The organism is Micromonospora sp. DT43 (assembly GCF_049841645.1).
GTDB lineage: Bacteria > Actinomycetota > Actinomycetes > Mycobacteriales > Micromonosporaceae > Micromonospora.
The window spans coordinates 823,440-836,635 of sequence record NZ_JBNCKR010000001.1; the positions used below are offsets into that span (position 1 = coordinate 823,440).

At 71.9% G+C, this 13,196-nt stretch carries 10 protein-coding genes and 2 pseudogenes; 8 read left to right on the forward strand and 4 right to left on the reverse strand.

Going from position 1 to position 13,196, the window contains the following annotated elements; genetic code table 11:
- Positions 1 to 197 precede the first annotated feature (197 nt).
- Positions 198 to 581 carry a WhiB family transcriptional regulator gene (locus tag ACLQ26_RS03850; protein WP_266246147.1) on the reverse strand — a complete coding sequence of 128 codons (384 nt, stop codon included), beginning with the start codon at positions 579 to 581 and terminating at the stop codon, positions 198 to 200.
- Positions 582 to 837: 256 nt separating this feature from the next.
- On the opposite strand from ACLQ26_RS03850, the pseudogene ACLQ26_RS03855 reads away from it, so the two are divergent.
- Together ACLQ26_RS03855 and ACLQ26_RS03860 are read left to right on the forward strand one after the other, a co-directional pair.
- Positions 838 to 1,275, forward strand: a pseudogene (locus ACLQ26_RS03855) (helix-turn-helix transcriptional regulator); the annotation flags it as partial.
- A 183-nt stretch (positions 1,276 to 1,458) separates the two neighbouring features.
- Positions 1,459 to 1,656 (forward strand): annotated as a pseudogene (locus ACLQ26_RS03860) (response regulator transcription factor); the annotation flags it as partial.
- A gap of 40 nt (positions 1,657 to 1,696) precedes the next feature.
- Here ACLQ26_RS03860 and ACLQ26_RS03865 read toward each other — a convergent pair.
- Positions 1,697 to 2,116 (reverse strand): DUF5319 domain-containing protein, encoded by a 420-nt coding sequence (locus tag ACLQ26_RS03865; RefSeq protein ID WP_425743092.1) that lies wholly within the window; start codon positions 2,114 to 2,116, stop codon positions 1,697 to 1,699.
- Between the two features lie 194 nt (positions 2,117 to 2,310).
- Here ACLQ26_RS03865 and guaB point away from each other — a divergent pair, with 194 nt between their 5' ends.
- The 4 genes from guaB to ACLQ26_RS03885 all read left to right on the forward strand — a co-directional run bounded on the left by guaB (position 2,311) and on the right by ACLQ26_RS03885 (position 8,167).
- A complete protein-coding gene (guaB, locus tag ACLQ26_RS03870; RefSeq protein WP_425743093.1) occupies positions 2,311 to 3,873 on the forward strand; it encodes an IMP dehydrogenase in 1,563 nt (520 codons plus the stop codon).
- 27 nt (positions 3,874 to 3,900) lie between these two features.
- Complete coding sequence (locus ACLQ26_RS03875) at positions 3,901 to 5,019, forward strand: GuaB3 family IMP dehydrogenase-related protein (protein WP_363680331.1); 1,119 nt, start codon at positions 3,901 to 3,903, stop codon at positions 5,017 to 5,019.
- Between the two features lie 157 nt (positions 5,020 to 5,176).
- The gene (locus ACLQ26_RS03880) at positions 5,177 to 6,598 is read left to right on the forward strand and encodes a M1 family metallopeptidase (protein ID WP_425743094.1); all 1,422 of its coding nucleotides are present in this window, start codon (positions 5,177 to 5,179) and stop codon (positions 6,596 to 6,598) included.
- A gap of 108 nt (positions 6,599 to 6,706) precedes the next feature.
- Positions 6,707 to 8,167, forward strand: a complete 1,461-nt coding sequence (locus ACLQ26_RS03885) for a M1 family metallopeptidase (protein WP_425743095.1) — start codon at positions 6,707 to 6,709, stop codon at positions 8,165 to 8,167.
- Between the two features lie 49 nt (positions 8,168 to 8,216).
- Here ACLQ26_RS03885 and ACLQ26_RS03890 read toward each other — a convergent pair whose 3' ends face one another.
- A complete protein-coding gene (locus ACLQ26_RS03890; protein WP_425743096.1) occupies positions 8,217 to 9,335 on the reverse strand; it encodes an LCP family protein in 1,119 nt (372 codons plus the stop codon).
- 146 nt (positions 9,336 to 9,481) lie between these two features.
- Between ACLQ26_RS03890 and ACLQ26_RS03895 the strand changes: the two genes are divergently transcribed.
- Both ACLQ26_RS03895 and guaA read left to right on the forward strand, forming a co-directional pair.
- A complete protein-coding gene (locus ACLQ26_RS03895) occupies positions 9,482 to 11,179 on the forward strand; it encodes an FAD-dependent oxidoreductase (RefSeq protein WP_425743097.1) in 1,698 nt (565 codons plus the stop codon).
- A gap of 66 nt (positions 11,180 to 11,245) precedes the next feature.
- Positions 11,246 to 12,802, forward strand: coding sequence for a glutamine-hydrolyzing GMP synthase (guaA, locus tag ACLQ26_RS03900; RefSeq protein WP_425743098.1), 1,557 nt, complete (start codon positions 11,246 to 11,248; stop codon positions 12,800 to 12,802).
- 7 nt (positions 12,803 to 12,809) lie between these two features.
- Here guaA and ACLQ26_RS03905 read toward each other — a convergent pair whose 3' ends face one another.
- A complete protein-coding gene (locus ACLQ26_RS03905; RefSeq protein ID WP_425743099.1) occupies positions 12,810 to 13,166 on the reverse strand; it encodes a PspC domain-containing protein in 357 nt (118 codons plus the stop codon).
- Between the last annotated feature and the right edge of the window lie 30 nt (positions 13,167 to 13,196).

Sequence of the window (13,196 nt, forward strand, 5' to 3'; positions counted from 1 at the left end):
CCCACCCCACCCGTCCCCCACCCCCACCCGTCCTCTGGGTGATCATGGAGTTATTGCCTCCGCCGACGGCGTGTCGGGGCAATAACTTCATGATCGACGGGGCTCTGGGTGGGTGGGGTGGGGTCCGTGGGGACGCGGGAACCGCGCTCCCGGTGAGCGGGAGCGCGGTTCGCGGTTCGTCCGGGTTCGGTGTGGGGTCAGGCGACGTTGCGCTGAGCCGGGACCGTCGACTTGTGCGGGCGGCCCAGTCGCGCCTCCAGCCGGGCCACGTCGACCCGGATCTGCCGGCGGTCGGCCAGGTCCTCCCAACCGACGGCGAGCAGGCGCAGCCGCTCGGACTCGCTGAAGCCACCCCACACGCCGTACGGCTCGCGGACCGCCAGGGCGTGCGCGGCGCACTCGGCACGGACCGGGCAGGCGCGGCAGACCGACTTGGCGGCGGACTCCCGCCGCAGCCGGGAGGAGCCCCGCTCCCCGTCCGGGTGGAAGAACTGGGCGCTGTCCCGGCCTCGACAGGCACCGAGCCGCTGCCAGTCCCAGAGATCGACGATGGGTCCGGGCAGTCTACGTACGTTCGACATCAGCACCCCTCCTCCCGCGCGGCACCGCGAGAATCCTTGTGGCCGGCTTCCGGGCGGCGGGCCGCGCAGGCGCACCGTTCCCGGCCTGGACCTCCCGGTACCCGGGCCGTCGCCCGCTCACACGTCTGTGATCCAAAACGCCCGACAAGATGCGGCTTTTGCCCCATCTGTCGGAAAAGTTCAGATGATTGCCGGGAACCCCCTCCCCAGCCGACGCCGTCATGGTCTGCTCGTGTGCGGAGAGGAGACCACCACAGTGCGTACCGTTCTTGTGTGCGTTCGGACACCGCTCGCGGCTCAGCACCTCGCTTCTGCTGCCGCCCGGCTGGGGTTGTCCGCGATTGTCCGTACCGCCGTCTCCGATCCCGAGGTGATGCTGCGACTCGCCGAACGGCCGGCCGACGTGATCCTGGCCGACACGGCCCTCACCCGGCCGGACAGCGCGGGTTTCGTCCGCCGGGTGCTGGCCCGCGCGCCGCAGGCCGCGGTCCTGCTGCTCGGCGCCGAGGAGTCCGAGGCCGCCGCCGCCACCATCAGCGCCGGCGCCCGGGGTCTGATCCAGAATGCCGACCACGACCTGACCAGCGCGGTGGCCAAGGCCCTGCTGTTGCTCACCGCACCTGGCCGGGCCTCCCGGCAGCGGGTCACCGACCCGGCCCGGGACACGGCGGCGGTCGGTGGCTCGGGCCGCTCCGCGCCATCGGTACGCGGCTCGGCCGAACCCGGCTGGACGGCCGCGAACGGCGACGGGTCGTCGGGCGTGGCATCGGTGCCTGTGCAGCGCGGTGACGACGAGGTCGAGTCCGGAACCGAAGGGTCGGGTACCAGTCAGACCGACCCGACCCGGCCCACCCCGAACGCCCGCCCCAACCGGGCCTCGATCGGGCTCACCGAACGGGAACTCCAGGTGCTGCTGGGCATGGCAGAGGGCAAGAGCAACGCGGAGATCGGCCGGGAACTGTTCGTGTCCGAGGACACCGTCAAGACACACGCGCGCCGGCTGTTCCGCAAGCTCGGCGCCCGGGACCGCGCCCACGCGGTGGCCGCCGGCTTCCGCGCCGGCCTGGTCTCCTGACCACCCCCGCGACCAAGCCCCGGGCGGCGTCAGCCAGCGATCATTCGGCGCTGGTGGCGGCGCCCGGGTCGTCCTCGGTGCCCTCGGTCAGGGTGTCGTGCACCCCGTCGGCGTACCCGCGGGCGTAGTCCCAGGTCACGTAGTGGTCCGGATCCGGGTCGTACGCCGGCTCGTGCACCCGGGGCCGCCCCGAGTTGAGCAGGTGCCGCAGGTTGCCGCGCAGCAGGTCCCAGTCGAAGTAGTGCGGTTCCCGGCAGTCCTCGCATTCGATGACCAGGCCGCGCACCCCGATGGGCGCCAGCAGGGCCTGGTAGATCTCCAGGTCGGCGAGGTCCTCAAGCACATCCTGCCGCTCGACGTCGGTCAGCGGATCCGGCGTCGCGTCGTCGCCCGGGTCGTCCAGGCCCGCGGTCGGGTCGGCCGGGTCACCGTTGAACGGGTCGATGGGCTCGTCGTGCACCCCCTCACCGTAGACCCAACCCCCGCGCGCCGCGTCCCCGCGCCGCTCCTGGTGGCCTCGCGGACCCGCGCCGGCACCGACCGGGGCGGCGCAGCTCAGTGGGTACGATGAACGCACATGCCGTCAGCCCGGCGTGCGCCGGTGCCCGCGCGCCACCTCGCTGAAGCCCGTCCGAGCAGCTCATGGGAGCAATCGTGGAGAATTCGCCCAGCGCCGACCAGCTGACCGGGGCCGACCCCGGCGAGATCGGCGGCCACCTGCCGGAGCTGCCGGCCGGCTCGGCGCGGGTCATCCCGCTCGGGCTCACCTTCGACGACGTTTTGCTCCAGCCCGCCGAGTCGGACATCGCGCCGAACGACATCGACACCGGCACCCGACTGACGCGCGAGATCGACATCGCACTCCCGCTCGTCTCCAGCGCGATGGACACCGTGACCGAGGCCCGGATGGCGATCGCCATGGCCCGGCAGGGTGGCATCGGCGTGCTGCACCGCAACCTCTCGATCGAGGACCAGGCCCAGCAGGTCGACCTGGTCAAGCGCTCCGAGTCCGGCATGATCACCAACCCGGTGACGTGCTCACCTGAGGACACCGTGCGGGACGTGGACGTCATCTGCGGCCGGTTCCGCATCTCCGGGCTGCCCGTGACCGACGCCGCCGGCAAGCTGGTCGGCATCATCACCAACCGCGACATGCGCTTCGTCACCGACCTGAACACCCCGGTCCACGAGGTCATGACCCGGACTCCGCTGATCACCGCGCCGGTCGGGGTGAGCAAGCCCGACGCGCTGGAGCTGCTGCGCCGGCACAAGGTCGAGAAGCTCCCGCTCGTGGACGCCGACGGTCGGCTCCGGGGCCTGATCACCGTCAAGGACTTCACCAAGAGCGAGCAGTTCCCGCTCGCCAGCAAGGACGACTCGGGTCGGCTGCGGGTCGCCGCCGCGATCGGCTTCGGCGACGAGGCGTACAAGCGGGGCCGGACCCTGATCGACGCCGGGGTCGACGTGATCGTCTGCGACGTCGCACATGGCCACAGCCGGGCCATCATGGAGATGATCTCCCGACTCAAGCGGGAGACCCAGGTCCAGGTCATCGGCGGCAACTCGGCCACGTACGCAGGCGCGAGGGCGCTCGCCGAGGCCGGCGCGGACGCGGTCAAGGTGGGGGTCGGCCCCGGGTCGATCTGCACCACCCGGGTCGTGGCCGGGGTCGGGGTGCCGCAGATCACCGCGATCATGGAGGCGGCCCGGGCCTGCCGGCCGCTCGGTGTGCCGGTGATCGGCGACGGCGGCATGCAGTACTCCGGGGACATCGCCAAGGCCATGGTGGCCGGCGCCGACTCGGTGATGCTCGGCAGCCTGCTGGCCGGTTGCGAGGAGAGCCCCGGGGATCTGATCTTCATCAACGGCAAGCAGTACAAGTCGTACCGGGGCATGGGCTCGCTCGGCGCGATGCAGACCCGCGGCGCGCAGAAGTCGTACTCCAAGGACCGTTACTTCCAGGGCGACGTCAGCTCGGATGACAAGCTGATCCCGGAGGGCATCGAAGGTCAGGTTCCCTACCGCGGCTCGCTCGCGCAGGTGGTCCACCAGCTCGCCGGCGGTCTCCGTCAGGGCATGTTCTACAGCGGCGCGGCCACCATCGCCCAGCTGCACGAGCGCGGTCAGCTCATCCGGATCACGGCAGCCGGGCTCAAGGAGAGCCACCCGCACGACGTGCAGATGACCGTCGAGGCGCCCAACTACCACACCCGCTGACCATCCCCCAACAACCTGGAGTCCCCCATGCGTGACGTGGTCGAGATCGGGCTGGGTAAGACCGCGCAGCGCGGTTACCACCTGGACGACATCGCCATCGTGCCGAGCCGCCGGACCCGGGACGTCGATGACGTCTCGACCGGATGGCAGCTCGACGCGTACCCGTTCGGCATCCCCTGTGTCGGGCACCCCTCGGACGCCACGATGAGCCCGTCCTCGGCGGTCCGGCTCGGTCAGCTCGGCGGTCTCGGCGTGCTCAACGTCGAAGGGCTCTGGACCCGCTACGAGAACCCGACGAAGGTGCTGGAGGAGCTGGCCGGCCTCGACGAGGAGGCCCGCGCCACCAAGCGGCTCCAGGAGGTGTACGCGGAGCCGATCCGGCCGGACCTGATCGCCGAGCGGGTGCGGGAGCTGCGCGCCGGTGGCGGCACGGTGGCGGTGCGGGTCTCCCCGCAGCACACCCTGGCGCTGGCCCCGGTCATCCTGGACGCCGGGGTGGACATCCTGGTCATCCAGGGCACCATCGTGTCGGCCGAGCACGTGTCGACGACCGACGAGCCCCTGAACCTCAAGGAGTTCATCGCCGACCTCGACCTGCCGGTGATCGTCGGCGGCTGCACCGACTACAAGACGGCGCTGCACCTGATGCGTACCGGCGCGGCCGGCGTGATCGTCGGGATCGGCGGCGACGAGTGGTCGACGACCGAGTCGGTGCTGGGCATCCGGGTCCCGATGGCCACCGCGATCGCCGACGCCGCGGCGGCCCGCCGGGACTACCTCGACGAGACCGGCGGCCGGTACGTGCACCTGATCGCCGACGGCGACATCCAGACCTCCGGCGACATCGCCAAGGCCCTCGGCTGCGGCGCGGACGCGGTGATGCTCGGCGAGCCGTTGTCGCTCTGCGACGAGGCGCCCGCGGGCGGTGCCTGGTGGCACTCGGCGGCCAGCCACCCGTCGCTGCCCCGGGGCGCGTTCGAGGTCGCCGGTGAGCCGCTCGGGTCGATGGAGCAGCTGCTCTTCGGCCCTGCGGACGAGGCCGACGGTCAGCTCAACCTGTTCGGCGGGCTGCGCCGGGCGATGGCCAAGTGCGGTTACCGCGACCTCAAGGAGTTCCAGAAGGTCGGCCTGGTCCTCGACCGCTGAGAAGTCCTCATTGACGCTGAAAGGCCGGCCCCGCGATCCCGCTGGGCCGGCCTTTCGTCGTCCGCCGCGAGCGGGGGTCGCCCCCGATACGGGCATCGGACGGCGTCTCGCTGGCTACGCTCGTCCTGACCCGGGGATGGCGCAGAAGGAGTCGTGCATGGTCCTGAGCGGACGCGCACCGTCCCGCCGCCGGCTGGCCGCCGCCCTGGTGCTGAGCTGCGCCGTCACCCTGACCGCGGCGGGCTGCACGGGCGACGACGACGGCGGGTTCCGACCCGGCGCCGCGGACGCCGGTGACCCGTACGTGCCGGGCCACGGCAACGGCGGCTACGACGTCACGCACTACGCGCTGGACGTCCGCTACGACCCGGTGACCGACCGGCTCACGGGTCGGGCGACCATCACGGCGACGGCCACCCAGGATCTGTCCCGGTTCAACCTGGACCTGGTCGGCCTGGACGTCGGTGCGGTCACCGTCGCGGGCGAGCGCGCCAGGCATCGCCGCGACGAGGGCGAGCTGGTGGTGACCCCGCGCGACGGGCTTCCGCGCGGCCGGTCCTTCACGGTGGCGATCGAGTACGCGGGCGTGCCCACCGCCGTCACCGACGGTGAGCTGGGCGGCGGAGGCTTCCTGCACACCGACGACGGGGCGATCGCTCTCGGTCAGCCCGACTCGGCGGCCACCTGGTTCCCGGTCAACGACCACCCGTCGGACAAGGCCAGCTACGACGTCGCGGTGGCCGTCCCCGACGGACTGTCCGCGCTGAGCAACGGGGTGCCCGGCCCGAAGAGCAGCGCCGACGGGTGGACCACCTGGCGCTGGTCGGAGCACACCCCGATGGCCAGCTACCTGAGCACCCTCGTGATCGGCAACTATCGGGTGGTCACCGGCGAGCACGCCGGACGACCCCTGGTCACCGCCGTCGCGGCGGGCCTGCCGGCGAACGGTGGGGCGGCCGGCTCACTGGCCCGCACCGGCGAGATCGTCGACTTCCTGGCCAGCCGCTTCGGCCCGTACCCGTTCGACTCGTACGGCGGGATCGCGGTCGCCGACGACCGGATCGGGTACGCGTTGGAGACGCAGTCCCGCCCGGTCTACGGACCCGCCTTCTTCACCGACGACCACCCCAACCCGGGCGTGGTGGCACACGAGCTGGCCCACCAGTGGTTCGGCGACAGCGTGTCGCTGCACCGGTGGAGCGACATCTGGCTCAACGAGGGCTTCGCCAGCTACGCCGAGTGGCTGTGGGAGGAGCACGACGGCGGCCGGACCGCGCAGCGCAACTTCGAGCTGCAGTACGCGTCGACCGACTGGTCACAGCCGTCGGTCGAGCCGGGACGGGAGCGGATGTTCGGCACTGCCGTCTACAAGCGTGGCGCGCTCGCCGTGCACGCCCTGCGCCGGGCGGTCGGCGACGACACCTTCTTCCGCATCCTGCGCACCTGGACCTCCGAGCGGGCGAACGGCACCGCGACCACTTCGGACCTCGTGGCGCTGGCCGAGCGGGTGGCGAACCGACAGTTGCGGCCGCTCTTCGACGCCTGGCTGGTGGGCGGCGCGGCGCCCACCCCGCCGTGACGACGCCGTGATCATCTGTCGATAGGCTGCCGCCTGCGATCGGCCAGGAGCGCCGGTCACGCGGGGCGGCCGAGGCCACCCGCACCGGGTGTACGGGGAGGGTTCGTGATGCGGGGAACGCGACACAGGCTGCGGATGGGCGCCGGTCTGTTGGTGACCGGGGCGCTCGTGCTGTCCGGATGTGACTCGTCCACACCGGAGGCGGCGTCGCCGTCGCCGAGCGCGTCCCCGACGCCCTCGCGGAACTTCACGGCCGGGGCGGCCGGGGTCGGCGACGCGTACTTCCCGACGTACGGCAACGGCGGGTACGACGTCGGGAAGTACACGGTCAAGGTGCGCTACGACCCGGCGAAGGACACCCTCACCGGTACGGCCACCGTGCAGGCCACGGCGACGGCCGACCTGTCGACGTTCAACCTCGACCTGGCCGGTCTGACAGTCAAGTCGGTAACCGTCGACGGCACGTCGGCCACCCACAGTCGTGACAAGAACGAGCTGGTGATCAAGCCGGCCGCCGGCCTGATCACGGGCAACGGGTTCGTTGCGGAGATCGTGTACGAGGGGGTGCCGAAGCCGCTGAAGAACGAGGTGCTCGGCGAGGGCGGGTTCCTGCACACCAGCGACGGTGCGATCGCGCTGGGCCAGCCGGAGTCGGCGAGCACCTGGTTCCCGGTCAACGACCACCCGTCCGACAAGGCCGCGTACGACTTCGAGATCACCGTCCCGCAGGGCCTGACCGCCGTCAGCAACGGCGTGCCGGGCGGCAACACCACCACTGACGGCTGGACCACCTGGAAGTGGTCGGAGAAGTCCCCCATGGCCAGCTATCTGAGCACTGTGGTGATCGGCAAGTTCCGGATCACCACCGGCACGCACAAGGGGAAGCCGGTCTACAGCGCGGTCACCACCAAGGTGGCCAAGGGCGCCTCGGACGCGTCGATCGCGCAGACCGTCAAGGTGACCGACTACCTGGAGAGTGTCTTCGGGCCGTACCCGTTCGACGCGTACGGCGGTGTGGTCGTCTCGGACAGCCGGATCGCGTACGCGCTGGAGACGCAGAGCCGCCCGGTCTACTCGGCAGGCTTCTTCCGCCGTGGCGAGAACACCGAGGTGGTCGCCCACGAGCTGGCCCACCAGTGGTTCGGCGACAGCGTGGCGCTGGCCAAGTGGGAGGACATCTGGCTCAACGAGGGCTTCGCGACGTACGCGGAGTGGCTGTGGGCCGAGCACACCAAGCAGTACACCGCCAAGCAGGCGTTCGACATCCGCTACCAGCGGGTGCCGGCCACGGTGTGGAAGACCCCGCCGGGAAAGCCGGGGATGAAGGACCTGTTCAGCGAGTCGGTCTACCAGCGTGGCGGGATGACCCTGCACGCGCTGCGGGTGGCGGTCGGCGACAAGGCGTTCTTCCAGATCGTCAAGACCTGGGCGGCGGAGAAGCGCAACGGGACCGCCACCACCGCCGAGTTCGTGGCCCTCGCCGAGCGGATCTCCGGCAAGCAGCTCGACGCTCTCTTCGAGGCGTGGCTCAACGGCACCAAGAAGCCCGCCCAACCCAAGAAGCTCTAGGACCTCGGGCCAGGGTCCTCGGTCGAGCCGAGGACCCTGGCGCGCTGGGTCAGGTCTTGACGACCAGCTTGGGGTGCGCCGCGAGGTACGCGTCGGCGCGGCCGGCCCGGAGTTCGCCGAGGAACTTCCGGCCCTCGCTGGTGAGCTGTTCACCCTGGTACGCGCTGCCCTTGCCGACACCCGAGCCGGGCAGGCCGACGAGCACGAACTTGTTCTCCGGCACTGCGCCGAGCGCGTACGCCAGGTCGACGATCCGGTTGCCGCCCACGTAGACCAGCGTGTCGCCAAGCGCGGCGACCACCTGGTCGACGCGCTCCGGCTGCCGGGCCAGGCCCTCATCGAGGATCTTGCGGGTCAGGGCCCGCACCAACTGCTGCTGGTGGCGTTGCCGGGCGTAGTCGCCGCCGGTGATGTAGCGCTGCCGCGCGTAGTCCAGCGCCTGCCACCCGTTGAGGTGCTGGTTGCCCTTCTCGTAGACCTGCTGCGGCCCGGTGTATCCGCCGGGGGCGCTGTCCCGGTACTTGCCGTCCGGCTTGCGGTGCAGGGAGGCGACCCGCTGGTCGACGTAGATGTCCACCCCGCCGAGGGCGTTCACCAGCTTGTCGAACCCGGTGAAGGTGAGCACCGCGCCGGCGTCGATCCGCAGCCCGGTGTAGCCGCTCACCGTGCTCCGCAGCAGCTCGTACCCCTGGGCGGTGCTGGGCTGTTTGGGCTTGCCGGGCACCCGGCTGCCGAAGCTCATCGAGTGGGTGAGCTTGGTCCGGCCGCCCTTGTAGCCGGACTTGGGAAACGCCGGGATGTCCACGAGCAGGTCGCGGGGGAGCGAGAAGAGGTACGCCCGGCCCAGCCCCTTCGGCACGTGCAGCACCAGCACGGCGTCGGAGTGCGGCTCCCAGCCGGGCACGCTGACCCGGGTGTCCACACCGACCAGTAGCAGATTGAGCGGGCCGGTGATGGTGGCGCCCGGCGGGGGACCGGTCGGGCTGGGGGTGGGCGTGCCGATCGGCGACGGGCTCGGCGAGCCGGCCACCGGAGTGCCGGCGGGCGAGTCGTCCCCGGTCAGCCGGGTGATCACCACCGCGCCGCCCGCGATCAGCGCGACGACGGCGAGGGCCGCCAGCCCGAGCACCAGCCATCGCCGACGCGGTTCCATCGACCCCAGGATCATCGTGGTTTCCTTCCCACCCGTATTCGGAACAACGCTCCGACGGGTGCTCCGGGTTGCGGCCAGGAGGCGCCGGGTCGGACGGCCGGTGCATGATCGCGCGAAAACTGCCGCTGGCGCGAGCGCTACTCGCGAGTAATGATGCGTCCATGCGGTACGACGTGCTCGTCATCGGGTCCGGCTTCGGTGGCAGCGTCACCGCGCTCCGCCTGGCCGAGAAGGGCTACTCGGTAGGCGTCCTGGAGGCCGGCCGCCGCTTCGCCGACGACGAGTTCCCGCAGACGTCCTGGCGGGCCCGCCGGTTCCTGTGGGCGCCGAAGCTGGGCTGCTACGGCATCCAGCGGCTCACCCTGCTCCGTCCGGCCACCCGGCGATCCGGCGGCGGCGTGCTCGTGCTCTCCGGCGCCGGGGTGGGCGGCGGGTCGCTGGTGTACGCGAACACCCTCTACGAGCCGCTGCCGGCGTTCTACGCCGACCCGCAGTGGCGTGACATCACCGACTGGCACGACGAGCTGGCCCGCCACTTCGACCAGGCGAAGCGGATGCTCGGCGTCACCACGTACCCGATGGACACCGGGGCGGACCGCGCCATGCGGGCGGTGGCCGACCGGATGGGGGTCGGCCACACCTTCCACGCCACAGCCGTCGGCGTGCACATCGGCCGCCCCGGTCAGCGCGTCGCCGACCCGTACTTCGGCGGCGTCGGCCCGGAACGCACCGGCTGCCTGCACTGCGGCTCGTGCATGACCGGCTGCCGGCACGGGGCCAAGAACACGCTCGTCAAGAACTACCTGTGGCTCGCCGAGCGGCTGGGCGTCACCGTGCACCCGCTGACCACGGTGACGGCCGTCCGCCCGGCCGCCGACGGCGGGTACGAGGTGCACACCGAGCGCACCGGCGCCTGGTTGCGCCGACGGCGGCAGGTGATCCACGCCGACCAGGTGGTCTTCGCCGCCGGGGCGCTCGGCACCCAACGCCTCCTGCACGCCATGAGGGCCGGCGGCGCGCTGCCGAAGCTCTCGTCCCGCCTCGGCCAGCTGACCCGGACCAACTCGGAGGCGATCCTGGGCGCCTCGGTGGACCACCGACGGGCCCGCTCCGAGCGGCTGGACTTCACCGAGGGGGTGGCGATCACCAGCTCGTTCCACCCCGACCCGCAGACCCACATCGAGCCGGTCCGCTACGGGCGCGGCTCCAACGCCATGGGGCTGCTCCAGTCGCTGCTCGTCGACGGCGGCCCGCACCGCGTCCGGCGCTGGCTGGGCAGCATCGTGCGTCAGCCGGGGCTGGCCGCCCGCATGCTGTCGGTGCGCGGCTGGTCGGAGCGGACGGTGATCGCCCTGGTGATGCAGTCGGCGGACAACTCGCTGACCACCCGCTGGCGGCGCGGCATCTTCGGCCGTCGACTGGTCACCGGGCCGGGCCACGGCACCCCGAGCCCGACCTGGATCCCGGCCGGTAACACCGCCACCCGGCTGCTCGCCGAGGAGATCGGGGGCACCCCTGGTGGCTCGCTCACCGAACCGTTCGACATCCCGATCACCGCACACATCCTGGGCGGCGCGGTGATCGGCGCCACCGACGCCGACGGGGTGATCGACCCTTGGCACCGGGTGTACGGCCACCCGGGGCTGCACGTGGTGGACGGCGCGGCCGTGTCGGCAAACCTCGGCGTCAACCCGTCGCTGACGATCACCGCGCAGGCGGAACGGGCGATGTCCTTCTGGCCCAACAGGGGCGAGGAGGACTCGCGTCCGCCCCTGGGTGAGCCGTACCGCCGCCTGTCACCCGTACCCCCGCGGCAGCCGGCGGTGCCGGCGGACGCCCCGGGCGCGCTGCGGCAGTGACCCCCGCGGGCCCGGCGGGCGAGCCGGTGCCCGACGCGGCCGTGACACTCGGTAGGCTTTGCGCACATGAGCCTGCCTCGCCCCGTCCTCGTGGTGGACTTCGGAGCCCAGTACGCCCAGCTCATCGCGCGCCGGGTCCGCGAGGCGAAGGTCTACTCCGAGATCGTGCCGCACTCGATGCCGGTCGCCGAGATGCTGGCGAAGAACCCGGCCGCGATCATCCTCTCCGGCGGTCCGGCAAGCGTGTACGCGCCGGACGCCCCGCAGATCGACGCCGGCTTGTTCACCGCCGACGTGCCGGTCTTCGGCATCTGTTACGGCTTCCAGGCGATGGCCCAGGCGCTCGGCGGCACCGTCGCGCACACGGGCAACCGTGAGTACGGCGGCACGCCGCTGCGCCCCCGCCTCCTCGACCCCGGCGTGCTGCTGCGCGACCTGCCGGCGGACCTGCCGGTCTGGATGAGCCACGGCGACTGCGTCACCGAGGCCCCCGGGGGCTTCACGGTGACCGCCGAGTCGGCGGGCGCGCCGGTGGCGGCCTTCGAGGACGTGGCCGGACGGCGGGCGGGCGTGCAGTTCCACCCGGAGGTCGGGCACACCGCGCACGGTCAGGAGATGCTTACCCGCTTCCTGTACGACATCGCCGGCATCGAGCCGACCTGGACGCCCGAGAACATCATCGACGAGCAGATCGCCCGGATCCGCGCCCAGGTCGGCGACAAGGAGGTCATCTGCGGCCTCTCCGGCGGGGTGGACTCCGCGGTCGCCGCCGCACTTGTGCACAAGGCGGTCGGTGACCAGCTCACCTGCGTGTTCGTCGACCACGGTCTGCTGCGCGCGGGCGAGGCCGAGCAGGTCGAGAAGGACTACGTGGCGGCCACCGGCATCAAGCTGAAGGTGGTCGACGCCGCCGACCGGTTCCTCGGCGCGCTGGCCGGGGTGATCGACCCGGAGCAGAAGCGCAAGATCATTGGTCGGGAGTTCATTCGGGTCTTCGAGGCCGCGGCCCGCGAGATCGCCTCGCACGGCGACGTGGAGTTCCTGGTCCAGGGCACCCTCTATCCGGACGTGGTCGAGTCCGGCGGCGGCACCGGCACCGCCAACATCAAGAGCCACCACAACGTCGGCGGCCTGCCGGAGGACCTGAAGTTCGCGCTTGTCGAGCCGCTGCGCACCCTGTTCAAGGACGAGGTCCGGGCGCTCGGCCTCCAGCTGGGCCTGCCCGAGGCGATGGTCTGGCGGCACCCGTTCCCGGGTCCCGGCCTGGCCATCCGGATCATCGGCGCCGTCGACCGCGAGCGGCTGGACCTGCTGCGCCAGGCGGACCTGATCGCCCGGGAGGAGCTGACCGCCGCCGGGCTCGATCGCGGTGTCTGGCAGTTCCCGGTGGTGCTGCTCGCCGACGTGCGCAGCGTCGGCGTGCAGGGTGACGGGCGCAGCTACGGGCATCCCGTGGTGCTGCGCCCGGTCTCCAGCGAGGACGCGATGACCGCCGACTGGTCCCGGCTGCCCTACGAGGTGGTGGCCCGGATCTCCACCCGGATCACCAACGAGGTCGCCGAGGTCAACCGGGTGGTGCTGGACGTGACCAGCAAGCCGCCGGGCACCATCGAGTGGGAGTGACCGCGGCTCACGCGGCCGGCGGCGCCTGCGGCGGGGTCGTCGGCGGGTAGGGCTGCGTCGGCGCGTACCCCGGCTGGGGGCCACCGGGCGCGGACCCGGCGGGAGGCTGCGGCGCGACGCCCGCCGGGTGCGGCCAGGCGGGTGCGCCGGCGGGCTCCTCGGGCATCAGGAACCACATGATGGGGTACGCGAGCAGCGCGAGCCCGCCGGTGAGTAGGCCGGTGACCGCGAAGGCCACACGGACCAGCGTGGGGTCGACGTCGAAGTAGCGGCCGAGGCCGCTGGCGACCCCCGCCACCATGCGGTCGGTGGTGGGTCGCCGGAGCTGCTTGTACGGGGCGTGGGGAGCGGCGGTGGATGTCATGTCTCCACGGTCCGCGCCGGCGCCGAGCCC

What these genes read in the sequence shown, in the direction of transcription:
- ACLQ26_RS03890 (WP_425743096.1), bottom strand. Translation starts at nt 9,335, where the DNA reads ATGATCCTGGGGTCGATGGAACCGCGTCGGCGATGGCTGGTGCTCGGG.
- ACLQ26_RS03880 (WP_425743094.1), top strand. Translation starts at nt 5,177, where the DNA reads ATGGTCCTGAGCGGACGCGCACCGTCCCGCCGCCGGCTGGCCGCCGCC.
- ACLQ26_RS03885 (WP_425743095.1), top strand. Translation starts at nt 6,707, where the DNA reads ATGCGGGGAACGCGACACAGGCTGCGGATGGGCGCCGGTCTGTTGGTG.
- ACLQ26_RS03895 (WP_425743097.1), top strand. Translation starts at nt 9,482, where the DNA reads ATGCGGTACGACGTGCTCGTCATCGGGTCCGGCTTCGGTGGCAGCGTC.
- ACLQ26_RS03905 (WP_425743099.1), bottom strand. Translation starts at nt 13,166, where the DNA reads ATGACATCCACCGCCGCTCCCCACGCCCCGTACAAGCAGCTCCGGCGA.
- guaA (WP_425743098.1), top strand. Translation starts at nt 11,246, where the DNA reads ATGAGCCTGCCTCGCCCCGTCCTCGTGGTGGACTTCGGAGCCCAGTAC.
- ACLQ26_RS03875 (WP_363680331.1), top strand. Translation starts at nt 3,901, where the DNA reads ATGCGTGACGTGGTCGAGATCGGGCTGGGTAAGACCGCGCAGCGCGGT.
- ACLQ26_RS03850 (WP_266246147.1), bottom strand. Translation starts at nt 581, where the DNA reads ATGTCGAACGTACGTAGACTGCCCGGACCCATCGTCGATCTCTGGGAC.